The 12,367-nt window shown below is 74.5% G+C and carries 12 protein-coding genes and 1 pseudogene; 6 read left to right on the top strand and 7 right to left on the bottom strand.

Annotation, left to right across the window (positions count from 1 at the left end; translation table 11 throughout):
- Positions 1-40 precede the first annotated feature (40 nt).
- The 3 genes from ACFWN1_RS02695 to ACFWN1_RS02685 all read left to right on the top strand — a co-directional run bounded on the left by ACFWN1_RS02695 (position 41) and on the right by ACFWN1_RS02685 (position 1,847).
- Positions 41-631 (top strand): sigma-70 family RNA polymerase sigma factor, encoded by a 591-nt coding sequence (locus ACFWN1_RS02695; protein ID WP_384357413.1) that lies wholly within the window; start codon positions 41-43, stop codon positions 629-631.
- Positions 628-1,449, top strand: a complete 822-nt coding sequence (locus ACFWN1_RS02690) for an anti-sigma factor domain-containing protein (RefSeq protein WP_384357411.1) — start codon at positions 628-630, stop codon at positions 1,447-1,449. Before ACFWN1_RS02695 ends, ACFWN1_RS02690 begins: the two co-directional genes overlap by 4 nt.
- 128 nt (positions 1,450-1,577) lie before the next feature.
- The gene (locus ACFWN1_RS02685) at positions 1,578-1,847 is read left to right on the top strand and encodes a hypothetical protein (protein ID WP_384357409.1); all 270 of its coding nucleotides are present in this window, start codon (positions 1,578-1,580) and stop codon (positions 1,845-1,847) included.
- 73 nt (positions 1,848-1,920) lie between these two features.
- On the opposite strand, the pseudogene ACFWN1_RS02680 reads toward ACFWN1_RS02685, so the two are convergent.
- From ACFWN1_RS02680 to hmgA, 4 genes and pseudogenes are all read right to left on the bottom strand, one after another.
- Positions 1,921-2,135, bottom strand: a pseudogene (locus ACFWN1_RS02680) (CoA transferase); the annotation flags it as partial.
- A gap of 67 nt (positions 2,136-2,202) precedes the next feature.
- Positions 2,203-3,354 carry a type ISP restriction/modification enzyme gene (locus ACFWN1_RS02675; protein ID WP_384357471.1) on the bottom strand — a complete coding sequence of 384 codons (1,152 nt, stop codon included), beginning with the start codon at positions 3,352-3,354 and terminating at the stop codon, positions 2,203-2,205.
- A gap of 44 nt (positions 3,355-3,398) precedes the next feature.
- Positions 3,399-4,148 carry a GntR family transcriptional regulator gene (locus ACFWN1_RS02670; protein WP_384357407.1) on the bottom strand — a complete coding sequence of 250 codons (750 nt, stop codon included), beginning with the start codon at positions 4,146-4,148 and terminating at the stop codon, positions 3,399-3,401.
- 82 nt (positions 4,149-4,230) lie between these two features.
- Positions 4,231-5,544, bottom strand: coding sequence for a homogentisate 1,2-dioxygenase (gene hmgA, locus ACFWN1_RS02665; RefSeq protein WP_384357405.1), 1,314 nt, complete (start codon positions 5,542-5,544; stop codon positions 4,231-4,233).
- A gap of 171 nt (positions 5,545-5,715) precedes the next feature.
- On the opposite strand from hmgA, the gene ACFWN1_RS02660 reads away from it, so the two are divergent.
- The 3 genes from ACFWN1_RS02660 (at position 5,716) to ACFWN1_RS02650 (ending at position 9,856) form a co-directional block, all read left to right on the top strand.
- Positions 5,716-6,324 carry a TetR family transcriptional regulator gene (locus ACFWN1_RS02660; RefSeq protein WP_384357403.1) on the top strand — a complete coding sequence of 203 codons (609 nt, stop codon included), beginning with the start codon at positions 5,716-5,718 and terminating at the stop codon, positions 6,322-6,324.
- Between the two features lie 103 nt (positions 6,325-6,427).
- Entirely contained in the window at positions 6,428-8,695 is a 2,268-nt protein-coding gene (locus ACFWN1_RS02655) for a molybdopterin oxidoreductase family protein (protein ID WP_384357401.1), read from the top strand.
- Positions 8,696-8,773: 78 nt separating this feature from the next.
- On the top strand, positions 8,774-9,856 hold the full coding sequence (locus ACFWN1_RS02650; protein ID WP_384357399.1) for a Zn-dependent alcohol dehydrogenase: 1,083 nt from the start codon (positions 8,774-8,776) through the stop codon (positions 9,854-9,856).
- 61 nt (positions 9,857-9,917) lie between these two features.
- Here ACFWN1_RS02650 and ACFWN1_RS02645 read toward each other — a convergent pair whose 3' ends face one another.
- The 3 genes from ACFWN1_RS02645 to ACFWN1_RS02635 form a co-directional block, all read right to left on the bottom strand.
- Positions 9,918-10,850 (bottom strand): DMT family transporter, encoded by a 933-nt coding sequence (locus ACFWN1_RS02645; protein WP_384357397.1) that lies wholly within the window; start codon positions 10,848-10,850, stop codon positions 9,918-9,920.
- A 96-nt stretch (positions 10,851-10,946) separates the two neighbouring features.
- Positions 10,947-11,660: an ArsR/SmtB family transcription factor gene (locus tag ACFWN1_RS02640; protein ID WP_384357395.1), complete on the bottom strand. Its 714-nt coding sequence runs from the start codon at positions 11,658-11,660 to the stop codon at positions 10,947-10,949.
- 40 nt (positions 11,661-11,700) lie between these two features.
- The gene (locus ACFWN1_RS02635) at positions 11,701-12,342 is read right to left on the bottom strand and encodes a TetR/AcrR family transcriptional regulator (protein ID WP_384357393.1); all 642 of its coding nucleotides are present in this window, start codon (positions 12,340-12,342) and stop codon (positions 11,701-11,703) included.
- Between the last annotated feature and the right edge of the window lie 25 nt (positions 12,343-12,367).

The raw sequence follows: 12,367 nt of genomic DNA, 5'->3' as shown, positions 1-12,367 counted from the left end.
GCCGATCCGTATCAACCGCCGGAGGTGTGCGTTCGTGCGGATGCGAGGGGTCACAGGCAGGGCCGGATGCGGCCACGGCAGCCGGGGTGAGGGGGCCGAAACACTGCTGGTAAGCGTGGCGGGCGGCGACCACCAGGCGTTCGAGGAGCTGTACGCGCTGGTGTCCGGCCCGGTGTTCGGACTGGTCCGGCGGGTCGTGCGCGACCCCGCCCAGTCCGAGGAGGTCGTGCAGGAGGTACTGCTCGAACTGTGGCGCTCCGCCGCCCGGTTCGACCCGGCCCGGGGCAGCGGCCTGTCCTGGATACTCACCCTCGCCCACCGCCGCGCCGTCGACCGGGTGCGCAGCGCCCGCGCGGCCGGCGAGCGCGAGCAGCGCGAGGCCCTGCGCGCCGGGGAACCCGCCTTCGACCACGTCACCGAGGAGGTCGAGGCCGGACTCGAACGCGAGTGGGTGCGCCGCTGCCTGAGACGGCTGACCGACCTCCAGCGCCAGTCCGTCACCCTCGCCTACTACGACGGCTACACCTACCGCGAGGTTGCCGAACGGCTGTCCCTGCCGCTCGGTACCGTCAAGACCCGGATGCGCGACGGCCTCACCCGGCTGCGCGGCTGCCTCGGAGGTGCCGCGTGAGTCTCTTCGCCCGGCTGACGCACCGCCAGGACCCGCACTCGCTGGCCGCTCCCTACGCGCTCGACGCCCTCGACCCCGGTGAACGGCGCCGCTTCGAGAAGCACCTCGCGGGCTGCGGCCGCTGCACGGCCGACGTCCGCGAACTGTCCGAGGACGCCGTACGGCTGGCCTGGTCCACCGCCGCCCCGGCCCCGGCCGGTCTGCGCGAGCGGGTGCTGGCCGCCGCCCGCACCACACCGCAGGACCCGGCACCCCGGCCCGCCGGCCGGCAGCGGACCGCCCAACTGCCCGCGCACGTATGGGGAGTCCAGCCACCGCCCGTCCGTGGCCGGCGCGCCGGACGGCGCCCCCTGTTCGTACCGTTCGCCACCGCGACCGCCGCGGCCGCCCTGGTCGTCGCCTCGCTCTTCGCGGTCCAGGCGCACCGCACGGAGGGACGGCTCGCCGCCGAGCAGGCGCGGGCGCGTGACATCGCCCACGTCCTCGCCGCTCCCGACGCCCGGAGGGCCGGCGGGACGGACGCCCGCGGCCGCGCCCTCGCGGTGATCGCCTCTCCGTCGCAAGGCCGCGCCGTCGTCACCCTGAGCGGATACGGCACCCCTCCGGGCGGCCGGGTGCATCAGCTCTGGCTCACCCGCCCCGGCGCACAGCCCCGCTCCCTCGGGCTTCTCGCGGGCGACACGCCCTTGGCCGTCAAGGGGCTCCAGAAGTCAACGGCGTCACTCGCGGTGACGGTCGAGCCGAAGGGCGGTTCGACGCACCCCACTGGCCAGCCGCTTGTCCAACTCACCCTGAAATCAGTCGGATTCGGAGAGTAGTCAAAAAGGGATGATCAACCGCCTTGTGGGGAAGGTGAATCCCGTTGCTGAGATACACGCATGCCCTAAAGGGACGATAGGGTTACTCTGCCCGTGGGCCGGGTGGATTCGTACGGGTGGGGAGTGACATGGAGCAGATAGCGATGCGCAGCAGGGCCAGGGTTCCTGCGATCACCTGCGGAAGCGGTGCGACCAGCAGGCGTCTGGACCGCCACCTCGCGGTGCTCGGCGGACCCGCCATACCGCAGCGGGAGACGGTCGAGGCGACGTCGCTGATGCGTGAGCTGACCGCGCGGGACACCGTGCGTCAGCGCAGCGACCGGCGCGCCCGCGTCAGCCGGGTCTCCCTCTTCGCCCCCCTGCGCCGCCTGCGCCGGTCGCTCTTCGGCAGCCACTGAGCCGCACCGAGCGGGTTTCCCCGAGTCCCGCCCGGTGCCGGACGCATCGGCGCCCCACCCTGTAGTTCCGCGCTCAGGCCGCCACACCGTCCCGGCGCGACGCCGCGATCCCGTCGTCCGTCATCCCCACGGCACGGAGCAGCGCGTCGGTGTGCCGGCCGAGCGCGGGGACGTCCCCCGACCGTGGCTCCGCCCTGCCCCGCCCGGCAGCGTGAGGGGCGGCAGCGGCGCGCGCGGCGCTCCCACCGGCCGCCACCGCAGCCGCGCCGCGAGCCACGGACGCTCGGCCGGGCTCCGCCAGATCCATTGTCCGCGATGATCTCCCGGCGGGCGTCCGCTGTCCCCCGTCACTCCACTAGAGCAGGGCGAACTGGCCCTCCGGGCCCTCCTCCTGGTGGTCCAGCACGGAGGCGGGACGGCGGGAGCGGGGTGCGGGCGGGAGAACTCCGGCCGCGCGCAGGGATGTCGCGGTGATCGGGTCGGGGATCGGGTCGGGGATCTGGTCCGCGCCGGTTCGCGTGTCCGCCAGAAGAGTCAGCACCGTGATCAGCTCCAGCAGCTCCGAGGTCCGGCTCTGGGGCCAGGCCCCGGGCCCGATCGCGGCCAGCGTGCCGGGGGCGCCGGGTGTCGTACGGGCCGTGAACCACGCCTCCAGGGTGCGCACCCCGGCCGCCTCGTGCTCCCACGCCGCGCGCGGTACGGGGGAGACGCGGCCCTCGTCCAGATACAGGGCCTCCTCCTCCGGGTCGTAGCGCAGGGTGCGCGGGTACGGGGGCAGCGGCGCGCGTACGTACGGGCGGCGGCCGCCGGGCAGCTTGGGGCGCTCCCCGTCCCGGCGCATCAGCCACAGCGCGCGCCGGCCCGACTCCACGCCCCGCGCCCACACCTCGGGGTCCCCGGTGAGCGGCACGGTCAGGTCCTCGCGGACGGCGGCCAGTATCCACGCCAGCACGTCCGCCGCCGCGGGCCGGGAGCCGAGCCGCGCCGCCAGCTCGTCCGACAGCCCCGGCGCCAGGTTGGGTTCGGCGCCGCCGGGACGCCGGTACAGCGGGCGGATGCGCCCCGCCGCGAGGGTCGGCGGCAGCGAGGTCGCCAGTACTCCGGTGCCCGCCTCCACCACGAACACCTGCCGCTCGTCCGCCACCCGCCACAGCTCCGGGCGGGCGGTGTCGATCAGCCGGTGGTCCGGGATCAGCCACCGCTCGTCGAACGGCGCCGCCAGCACCCGCACCGGCTCCGGGCACGGCCCCGAGGCGCGCGCCAGCCGCTCCGTGCCGCTTCGCCGGCCGGGCAGCTGGGCCACCGCCGACCTCGGCGTCCGCGACCGGGTCGGCTCGAACAACGCCTCCCGCTCCGCCCCCTCGGCCGCCAGCAGGGCCGCCCAACGGGCCCTCAGGGACGCCGGGTCGGGTGCCGTCGGCCAGGCGCGGCCCAGCCGCAGCGGTGCGACGGACCACGGCATGAGGTCCGCCAGCGGCGGCGCGTCCTCGTACGTCACGCCCGGAATGCTACGGCCTCGGCCCGGACGGGGCCCGGGAACGGGCGCGGTACTCAGGTGGCCTCCAGGGTGACGGTGAAGGAGAAGCGGTCGCCCCGGTAATGGATGACGGCCACGTCCAGCACCCGGCCCGCCGAGTCGTAGGTGACGCCGGTGTAGCGCAGGATCGGGCTCAGCAGCGGTACCTCCAGCAGCCGGGCGGTCTCCGGGTCGGCGAGCCGGGCCTCCACCGTGTCGGTGATCCGCCTGATGTCGGCGCCCACCATGTCCCGCAGCACCTTCGTCATCGGCCAGCGGGCCAGATCGGCCGGGTCGATCCGGTCGGCCAGCTCCGGGCGCACATGGTTGACGGCGTGGTTGGTGGGCTCGCCGGTCTTCGCGTCCCCGCGCAGCCGGTGGTAGACGGCCACCTCGGCGAGGTCCGGGAAGTGTTCGGCCAGCGCGGGTGGCACCGGCACACGTGCCTGGTCCAGCAGTTCGGCCGTCATCCCGGACTGCTGGGCCACGATCGCGTCCACCGAGCCCAGCAGCCGCACCGGCGCCCCCCGCCGCGCCGCCGGCTCGATGAAGGTGCCGCGCCGCCGGTGCCTGCTGATCAGCCCCTCGTCCTCCAGCTCCTTCAGCGCCTGCCGCATCGTCAGCACGCTCACCCCGTAGTGCCCCGCCAGCCGCTCCTCGGTGGGCAGCCGCAGCGGGTCCTCGGGGGAGCGGCCCAGGATGGAGGCCCGCAGCGACTGCGACACCTGGTACCAGAGCGGCAGCTTGCGGTTCAGGACGATCGAGTCCGGGGCGAAGGAGGTCACGCGGCTATCCGTACCCGTCGTGGCCCGGTCGGCGCAACGGATCGGCCGTGCATCGGAGTTGTGATGACGTGCATCGGAGTCGTCATGACGTGCGGAAGTGCGGCTCCAGTCCCTGCCACACGTCGTCGTAGCCCTGCTGGAGGTGGTCCGCGCGGGCCGCCTCCGGGGTGAGGGTCAGCGGCCAGCGGGTCTCGAACATGAACGCCAGCCCGTCGTCGATCCGCTGCGGGCGCAGCTCGGCCCCGCTCGCCCGGTCGAAGGTCTCCAGGTCCGGGCCGTGCGCCGACATCATGTTGTGCAGCGAGCCGCCGCCCGGCACGAAGCCGTCCGCCTTGGCGTCGTAGGCGCCCTCGATCAGGCCCATGTACTCGCTCATCACGTTCCGGTGGAAGTACGGCGGCCGGAAGGTGTCCTCGCCGACCAGCCAGCGCGGCGCGAACACCACGAAGTCGGCGCCCGCCAGGCCCGGGGTGTCCGAGGGGGAGGTCAGGACGGTGAAGATCGACGGGTCCGGGTGATCGTAGGAGATGGTGCCGATCACGTTGAACCGGCGCAGGTCATAGGTGTACGGCACATAGTTGCCGTGCCAGGCGACGACATCGAGCGGGGAGTGGTCGTAGGTCGCCGTCCATAGGTTGCCGCAGAACTTGTTGACCACCTCCACCGGGCCATCGACGTCCTCGTACGCGGCGACCGGCGCCCGGAAGTCGCGGGCGTTGGCGAGGCCGTTGGCGCCGATGGGGCCCAGGTCGGGGAGGCGGAAGGGCGCCCCGTAGTTCTCGCACACATAGCCGCGCGCCGCACCGTCCAGCAGCTCCACCCGGAAGCGGACCCCGCGGGGGATGAGCGCCACCTGTGCGGGCTCCACCAGGAGGCGGCCGAACTCGGTGTGCAGCAGCAGTCCGCCCCGCTCGGGGACGATCAGCAGCTCCCCGTCGGCGTCCGAGAAGACCCGCTCCATCGAGGAGTTGGCGTGATAGAGGTGCACGGCCATACCGCTGCGCTGGGTCGCGTCGCCGTTGCCGCCCAGCGTCCACAGGCCCGCCAGGAAGTCCGTGCCCGGCAGCGGCTCGGGGAGCGGGCTCCAGCGCAGCCGGTTGGGGTCAGGCACGGTCTCGGTGAAGGGCGCGGTACGGATCGAGCCGTTGGCGGTGCGGGTGAAGGCGGGGTGCGCGGCCGAAGGGCGGACGCGGTACAGCCAGGAGCGGCGGTTGTGCGCGCGGGGCTCCGTGAACGCCGTGCCGCTGAGCTGTTCCGCGTACAGGCCGAGCGGGGCGCGCTGCGGTGAGTTGCGGCCCTCGGGCAGGGCACCGGGCACCGCCTCCGAGGCGTGTTCGTTGCCGAAGCCGGTCAGGTACGCCGGCCCCTCGGCGGTCTTCCGCGCGTCCTCGGTCATGATCGCTCCCTTGCGTCCTGATTCCTATGCAGCACCGTAGGAATGCCGGGGGATGTGCGCAAGAGGCGAACGCGCCCTTCACCCGGGCGGAGTGCCGGAACCGGCCGCTTGTCCTGTGCGGGACACCTCCCCGGCCTCCTCCGGATCGGCGCGGGCGGGCATCATGTGGCCGTGCCCCGTGCGACATCGCTCCGCCGTGCCCCCGTTCAGCGGCGCAGTGCCGAACGGCTGACCGGAATCCTGGATGCCTGTGCCGCGCTGCTCGACGAGGTCGGGTACGACGCCCTGACCACGCGCGCGGTCGCCGAACGGGCCGAGGTGCCGATCGGCTCGGTGTACCGCTTCTTCGGCGACAAGCGGCAGCCGGCCGACGCCCTCGCCCAGCGCAACCCGCGCCACTACACCGAGCACGTCAGCGCGAAGCCGACGGCGGCCCCGCCCGGCGACTGGCGGGCCTCGACGGACGTCGTCCTGGACGAGTACCTCGGCATGAAGCGCACCGCGCCCGGCTTCGCCCTGGTGGACTTCGGCAACCAGATACCGGTCGGCGCCCGTGGCGCCGCGCCCAACACCCGGGTCGCCGACCGGCTCACCGGACTCGTCGCCCGCTACCTCGGCCGCACCCACGACGACGGCCCCCGCCGCGTCCTGCCCGTGGCCGTGGAGAGCGCCGACACCCTCATCCAGCTCGCCTTCCGCACCGACCCGCACGGCGACCCGGCGATCATCCACGAGACACGGGAACTCCTGCGGGCCTACCTCGGCCGCGTCCTGGACTGAGACGGCCGCACGGGCTCCCCCTCATGCCTACCGGTCGGTATGCTCTCCCGGGCCGGCATCCCCGTGCCGGTCCGGCAGCGCCGCCGACCCTCCGGGAGGACCCGTGTCCCGCACCGCTCTGCGCATCTGCCCCCTGTGCGAGGCCACCTGCGGGCTGACCCTCACCATCGAGGGCACCCGGGTCACCGCCGCCCGGGGCGACCGCGACGACGTGTTCAGCAAGGGCTTCATCTGCCCCAAGGGCGCCTCCTTCGGCGCGCTGGACGCCGACCCCGACCGGCTGCGCACCCCTCTGGTCCGCGAGAACGGCGAGCTGCGCGAGGCCAGTTGGGAGGAGGCGTTCGACGCGGTCGCGCGCGGCCTTGGCCCGGTAGTGGAGCGGCACGGCGCCGACGCCCTCGGGGTGGTCCTCGGCAACCCCAACGTGCACACCGTGGCCGGCGGCCTCTACCCGAACGTGCTGCTCGGCGCGGTCCGTACCCGCTCCCTGTTCACCGCCTCCACGGTCGACCAGATGCCCAAACACGTCTCCAGCGGCCTGCTCTTCGGCGACGCCAACGCCATCCCGGTCCCCGACCTCGACCACACCGACCACCTCCTGCTGATCGGCGCCAACCCTCTGGAGTCCAACGGGAGTCTGTGCACCGCTCCCGACTTCCCCGGCAAGCTGAAGGCGCTGAGGGCGCGCGGCGGACACCTCACCGTCGTGGACCCCCGCCGCACCCGCACCGCAAGGCTCGCCGACCGGCACCTCGCCATCCGGCCCGGCGCCGACGCCCTGCTCCTGGCCGCGATGACCACCGTGCTCTTCGAGGAGGGCCTGGCGGACCCCGGCCACCTCGCGCCACACATCGACGGCCTGCCCGAACTCCGCGAAGCTCTCGGCGAGTTCACCCCCGAGGCGGTCGCCGGCGCCTGCGACATCGACCCGGACACCATCCGCACCCTCGCCCGGGAACTCGCCGCCGCCCCCACCGCCGCCGTCTACGCCCGCATCGGCAGCTGCACCGTCCCGCACGGCACCCTGGCCAGCTGGCTGGTCGACGTCCTCAACACCCTCACCGGCAACCTCGACCGCCCCGGCGGCGCCCTCTTCCCCCAGGCCGCCACCGACCGCACCCCCCGCCCGGCCGGCCCCGGCCGTGGCTTCGCCCTCGGCCGCTGGCACTCCCGCGTACGGCGACTGCCCGAAGCCAAGGGCGAGTTGCCGCTCTCCGCGCTGGCCGAGGAGATCGACACCCCCACCCCCGAGGGTGAACCCGTACGCGCGCTGATCGTGATCGCCGCCAACCCGGTGCTCTCCGCCCCCGACGGGAACCGGCTCGACAAGGCCCTGGAGTCGCTGGACTTCATGGTCAGCGTCGACCCCTACCTCAACGAGACCTCCCGCCACGCCGATGTCGTGCTGCCCCCGCCCCCGCCCGCGCAGAGCCCGCACCACGACTTCGCGTTCAACACCCTGGCCGTCCGCAACCAGGTCCGCTACAGCCGGCCCGCGATCCCGCTGGAGCCCGGCAGGATGGCCGAGACCGAGATACTCGCCCGGCTGATCCTCGCCGCGAGCGGCAGGCACGGCACCGACCCGGCCGCCGTGGACACCACGGTCATCGACCAGACCCTGGGCCAGGCCGTCCAGGACCCCCGTTCCCCGGTCCACGGCCGGGACCCGCACGAACTGACCGCCCAGCTCACCGGCGCCGACGGCCCCGAGCGCCGGCTCGACCTGATGCTGCGCCTCGGCCCGTACGGCGACGGCTTCGGCGCCCGCCCCGACGGCCTGACCCTCACCCGGCTGCTGAAGCACCCGCACGGCATCGACCTCGGCCCGCTCCGCCCGCGCCTGCCCCAGCCGCTGAAGACGCCCAGCGGCAAGGTCGAGCTGCTGCCCGCGCCCATCGCCGCCGACCTGCCCCGGCTGCGCGAGGCCCTGCGGGAACGGCCCACCGGGTTCGTCCTCGTCGGCCGCCGCCATCTGCGCTCCAACAACAGCTGGCTGCACAACGTCCCCGCCCTCACCGGCGGCACCAACCGCTGCACCCTGCACCTCCACCCCGAGGACGCCGCGCGTCTCGGGGTGCGCGACGGCGACCCGGTACGGGTCAAGGGCGCCGGGGGAGAGGTGACCGCGCCCGCCGAGGTCACCGACGCCATCCGGCCCGGCGTGGTGAGCCTCCCGCACGGCTGGGGCCATGACCGCCCCGGCACCCGGCAGGCCCACGCCGGACGCGAACCCGGCGTCAACGTCAACCAGCTCCTCGACGGCACCCTCCTCGATCCCCTGTCCGGCAACGCCGTCCTCAACGGCATCCCGGTCCGGCTCGGCCTCGCGAACGCCCCGGCGGCCCTGGCACCGGAAAACCGACGCCGCTAATTTGGTGCGCCGGCAGGCACCCGTCCGCCGGGTGTTTCCAGGCCACCGTCGCCCCAGCTTCCGAGGAGACCGCGCGCGATGACCGTACGAGCCGCCGTCCTGCCCGCCGTCGGGGCACCGCTGGAGATCACCGGGATCGAACTGCCCGAGCCTGGGCCCGGCCAGGTGCGGGTGCGCCTGGCCGCCGCCGGGGTCTGCCACTCCGACCTGTCGCTGTCCGACGGCACCATGCGGGTGCCGGTCCCCGCCGTCCTCGGCCACGAGGGCGCGGGCACGGTGACCGCCGTGGGGGAGGGGGTGGCGGGGCTCGTACCCGGTGTGCCCGTCGTCCTCAACTGGGCTCCCGCCTGCGGAGGCTGCCCGGCCTGTGCGCGCGGCGAGGTCTGGCTGTGCGGGCACGCGCTCGACGGCGCCGGCCGCGTCCACGCGCGTACCGCCGACGGCACCGAACTCCATCCCGGCCTCAACGTCGGCGCGTTCGCCGAGGAGACCGTCGTGCCGGCCGCCTGCGCGCTGCCGCTGCCCGAGGGGGTACCGCTCACCGACGCGGCCCTGCTCGGCTGCGCCGTCCTCACCGGGTACGGCGCCGTCCACCACTCGGCGCGGGTCCGGCCCGGTGAGACGGTGGCCGTGTTCGGGGCCGGAGGGGTCGGGCTCGCCACCCTCCAGTCGGCCCGGATCGCGGGCGCGGCCCGGGTCATCGCCGTGGACGTCTCACCGCGCAAGGAGGAGCTGGCCCGCGCCTGCGGCGCCACCGACTTCGTCCTCGCCGACGAGCAGACCCCGCGCGCCGTCCGCGCCCTCACCGGCAAGCAGGGCGCCGACGTCGCCGTGGAGTGCGCGGGCCGGGCGCAGAGCATCCGCGCCGCCTGGGAGTCCACCCGCCGGGGCGGGCGCACCACGGTCGTCGGCATCGGCGGCAAGGACCAGCAGGTCACGTTCGACGCCCTGGAACTCTTCCACTGGGGCCGCACCCTGACCGGCTGCGTCTACGGCAACTCCGACCCGGCCCGCGACCTCCCGGCCATCGCCGCCCACGTCCGCGAGGGCCGCCTCGACCTCTCGGCGCTGGTCACCGGACACATCACCCTCAAGGAGATCCCGGCCGCCTTCGACGACATGCTCGCCGGGCGGGGCGGCCGGGCGCTGGTGGTGTTCTAGCGGGGCCGCGGGACGGAGGGGCGCCGGCCCGCCGCCCCCGCGCTCACCCGCCCCGGTCCGCTCACCGCACCCAGTCCGGGTCCGGCGCCGTGTCCGCCACCTGCGCCGGTGCCGTACGCCCCCGGGAGCGGGCCACCGCCACGCCCGCCAGGCACAGGACGCCGCCGCCGAGCATGAACGGACCGGGCACCTCCCCCAGGACCAGCCAGGACATCAGCACCACCAGCGCGGGCACGGCGTACGTCGTCGCGCCGAGCCTGGCGGCGCTGGTGCGGGCCAGGGCGTACGCCCAGGCGGTGAAGGCGAGCGCGGTCGGGAAGACACCCAGGTACACCATGCCGAGCGTGGCCGGGAGCGGGGCACGGGAAGCCTCCGACACCAGCTGACCGGCGAAGGGGAGGCAGGCGACCGCGCCGATCAGACAGCCGGACGTCGTCACCTGCAGGGCGCTCGCGCGGGCCACAGCGGGCTTCTGCGCGACCACCCCGGCCGCGTACGCGACCGCCGCCAGCAGGCAGGCCCCCACCCCGAGCACCGAGGAGCCGCCACCCCCGGCCGACATCGACAGACCCACGATCACCGCGCCGGTGAACGACACCGCCATCCCCGCCAGCAGCCGGGGCGGCATCGGGTCACCGAGGAAGCGGGCGGCGAACAGGGCGATCAGCAGCGGGCCGACGTTCACCACCAGGGCCGCCGTGCCCGCGTCCACCCGCTGCTCGCCCCAGTTCAGGGCCACCATGTAGAAGCCGAACCACAGCACCCCGGACACCAGGATGCCCGGCCAGGCCCCGCGCGGCGGCCACCCCGTACGCCGTATCGCGCACAGCGCGACCAGGGTGAGACCGCCCGCGAGCAGCCGGCCGAGGGCCAGCGCGCCCGGCGAGTAGGCGTCCCCCGCGCTGCGGATCACCACGAAGGCGGACGCCCACAGCAGCACGGTGACACCGGCGGCGGCCGCCGGCAGCAGACGATGACGCGGACTGAGGTCCATCGGACTCCTCGGATCGGTGAGGGAAGACAATCGGTGACAGGGAAACAGCGACGGGAACAGGGGACGGTGGCAGGGGACGGAGACAGAGGACAAGGGTCAGGCCAGTGTCCGACCGTCGATGCCCAGCAGGTCGGCCAGCGCGCGCTTCCCGGCGGACGTCACCCGGACCGCCCGCCCCGGACCCAGGCGGACGCACCAGCCGGTCTCCAGCGCGTACCGGCACAGTGCCGCACCCGCACCGCCCCCGAGGTGCGGACGCCGTTCCGTCCAGTCGAGGCAGGCGCGGGCCGGCGGGCGCCGCGTGGAGCGGTCCACGGTGATGCCCGTGTCGGCGAACCAGGCGAGGCCCGCGTCGGTGAGAGCGAACCCGCCGTCCTGGCGCAGCAGTCCGCGCACGGTGAGCGCGTCGGTGACCGCGATGCCCAGCCGGCCGGCCAGATGGTCGTAGCAGGTGCGGCCCCGCGCCAGGGCGGACTGGGTACGGACCTCCCGCAGCGTGTGCGGGACCTGTACCACCACGTCCTGCGGCAGATGCGCGGCCAGATCCTCGACCAGCTGCGCGGCGCGCGCGTCGGCCAGCCTTACGTAGCGGTGCCGCCCCTGGCGTTCCGTCGTGAGCAGGCCGCCCGCGACCAGCCGGTTCAGGTGCCCGCTGAGTGTCGAGGGCGCGACCCGGACGTGCCGGGCGAGTTCCCCGGCGGTCCACGCGCGCCCGTCCAGCAGGGCCAGCAGACAGCCGGCCCGTGTCTCGTCGGCGAGCAGCGCGGCAAGTGAGGCGAGGGCGGCGGCGCACGGTTCCGTGGCGGTCATGTACACAGCTTGCGGCACGGACGCTTCGGCGCCCACCGAATCATGGCCGGGGGTCCGGCTTCCCGTACTGCCCTTCCAGCCCGGCCAGCAGCGCCGCGAGCCCCGTCCCGAACGCCCGCTCGTCGATCTTCTCCTGCTGCTCGGCGAGCAGGTGGGCCTGACCGAGGTGGGGGTAGTCGGCGGGGTCGTAGGCGCTCGCGTCGTCCACGAAACCGCCCGCGAAGGAGCTGAGCGCGGAGCCCATGATGAAGTACCGCATCAGCGCGCCGATCGAGGTCGCCTGCGCCGGGGACCAGCCCGCGTCGACCATCGCCCCGTACACCGCGTCCGCCAGGCGCAGTGCCGCCGGGCGGCGGCCGGGGCCGCGCGCCAGCACCGGGACGATGTTGGGGTGGTCGCGCAACGCGGACCGGTAGGAGACGGCCCAGTCGTGCAGCGCGGTACGCCAGTCGCGGCCGTCCTCGAACATCGACAGGTCGACCTGCGCGCTCACCGAGTCCGCGACCGCCTCCAGGATCTCGTCCTTGGTGCGGAAGTGGTTGTAGAGGGACGGCCCGCTGACGCCGAGTTCGGCGGCGAGCCGCCGGGTGGAGACGGCCTGGAGGCCCTCCGCGTCCACGAGCGCCCGTGCCGTCCGCACGATCCGGTCGGTGCTGAGAAGGGGCTTGCGCGGTCGGGCCATGGCGCACATAGTAGGGCTGCGAGCA

It is taken from the genome of Streptomyces sp. NPDC058459 (genome assembly GCF_042721685.1).
GTDB lineage: Bacteria > Actinomycetota > Actinomycetes > Streptomycetales > Streptomycetaceae > Streptomyces.
Note: the sequence above shows the minus strand (reverse complement) of the source record. Positions and strands in the feature narration are given on the sequence as shown.

Bases quoted from the DNA above. Each gene is read 5' to 3' on its own strand.
- ACFWN1_RS02695 (WP_384357413.1), top strand. From the start codon at position 41: ATGCGAGGGGTCACAGGCAGGGCCGGATGCGGCCACGGCAGCCGGGGT.
- ACFWN1_RS02685 (WP_384357409.1), top strand. From the start codon at position 1,578: ATGGAGCAGATAGCGATGCGCAGCAGGGCCAGGGTTCCTGCGATCACC.
- hmgA (WP_384357405.1), bottom strand. From the start codon at position 5,544: ATGACCGAGGACGCGCGGAAGACCGCCGAGGGGCCGGCGTACCTGACC.
- ACFWN1_RS02650 (WP_384357399.1), top strand. From the start codon at position 8,774: ATGACCGTACGAGCCGCCGTCCTGCCCGCCGTCGGGGCACCGCTGGAG.
- ACFWN1_RS02645 (WP_384357397.1), bottom strand. From the start codon at position 10,850: ATGGACCTCAGTCCGCGTCATCGTCTGCTGCCGGCGGCCGCCGCCGGT.
- ACFWN1_RS02640 (WP_384357395.1), bottom strand. From the start codon at position 11,660: ATGACCGCCACGGAACCGTGCGCCGCCGCCCTCGCCTCACTTGCCGCG.
- ACFWN1_RS02635 (WP_384357393.1), bottom strand. From the start codon at position 12,342: ATGGCCCGACCGCGCAAGCCCCTTCTCAGCACCGACCGGATCGTGCGG.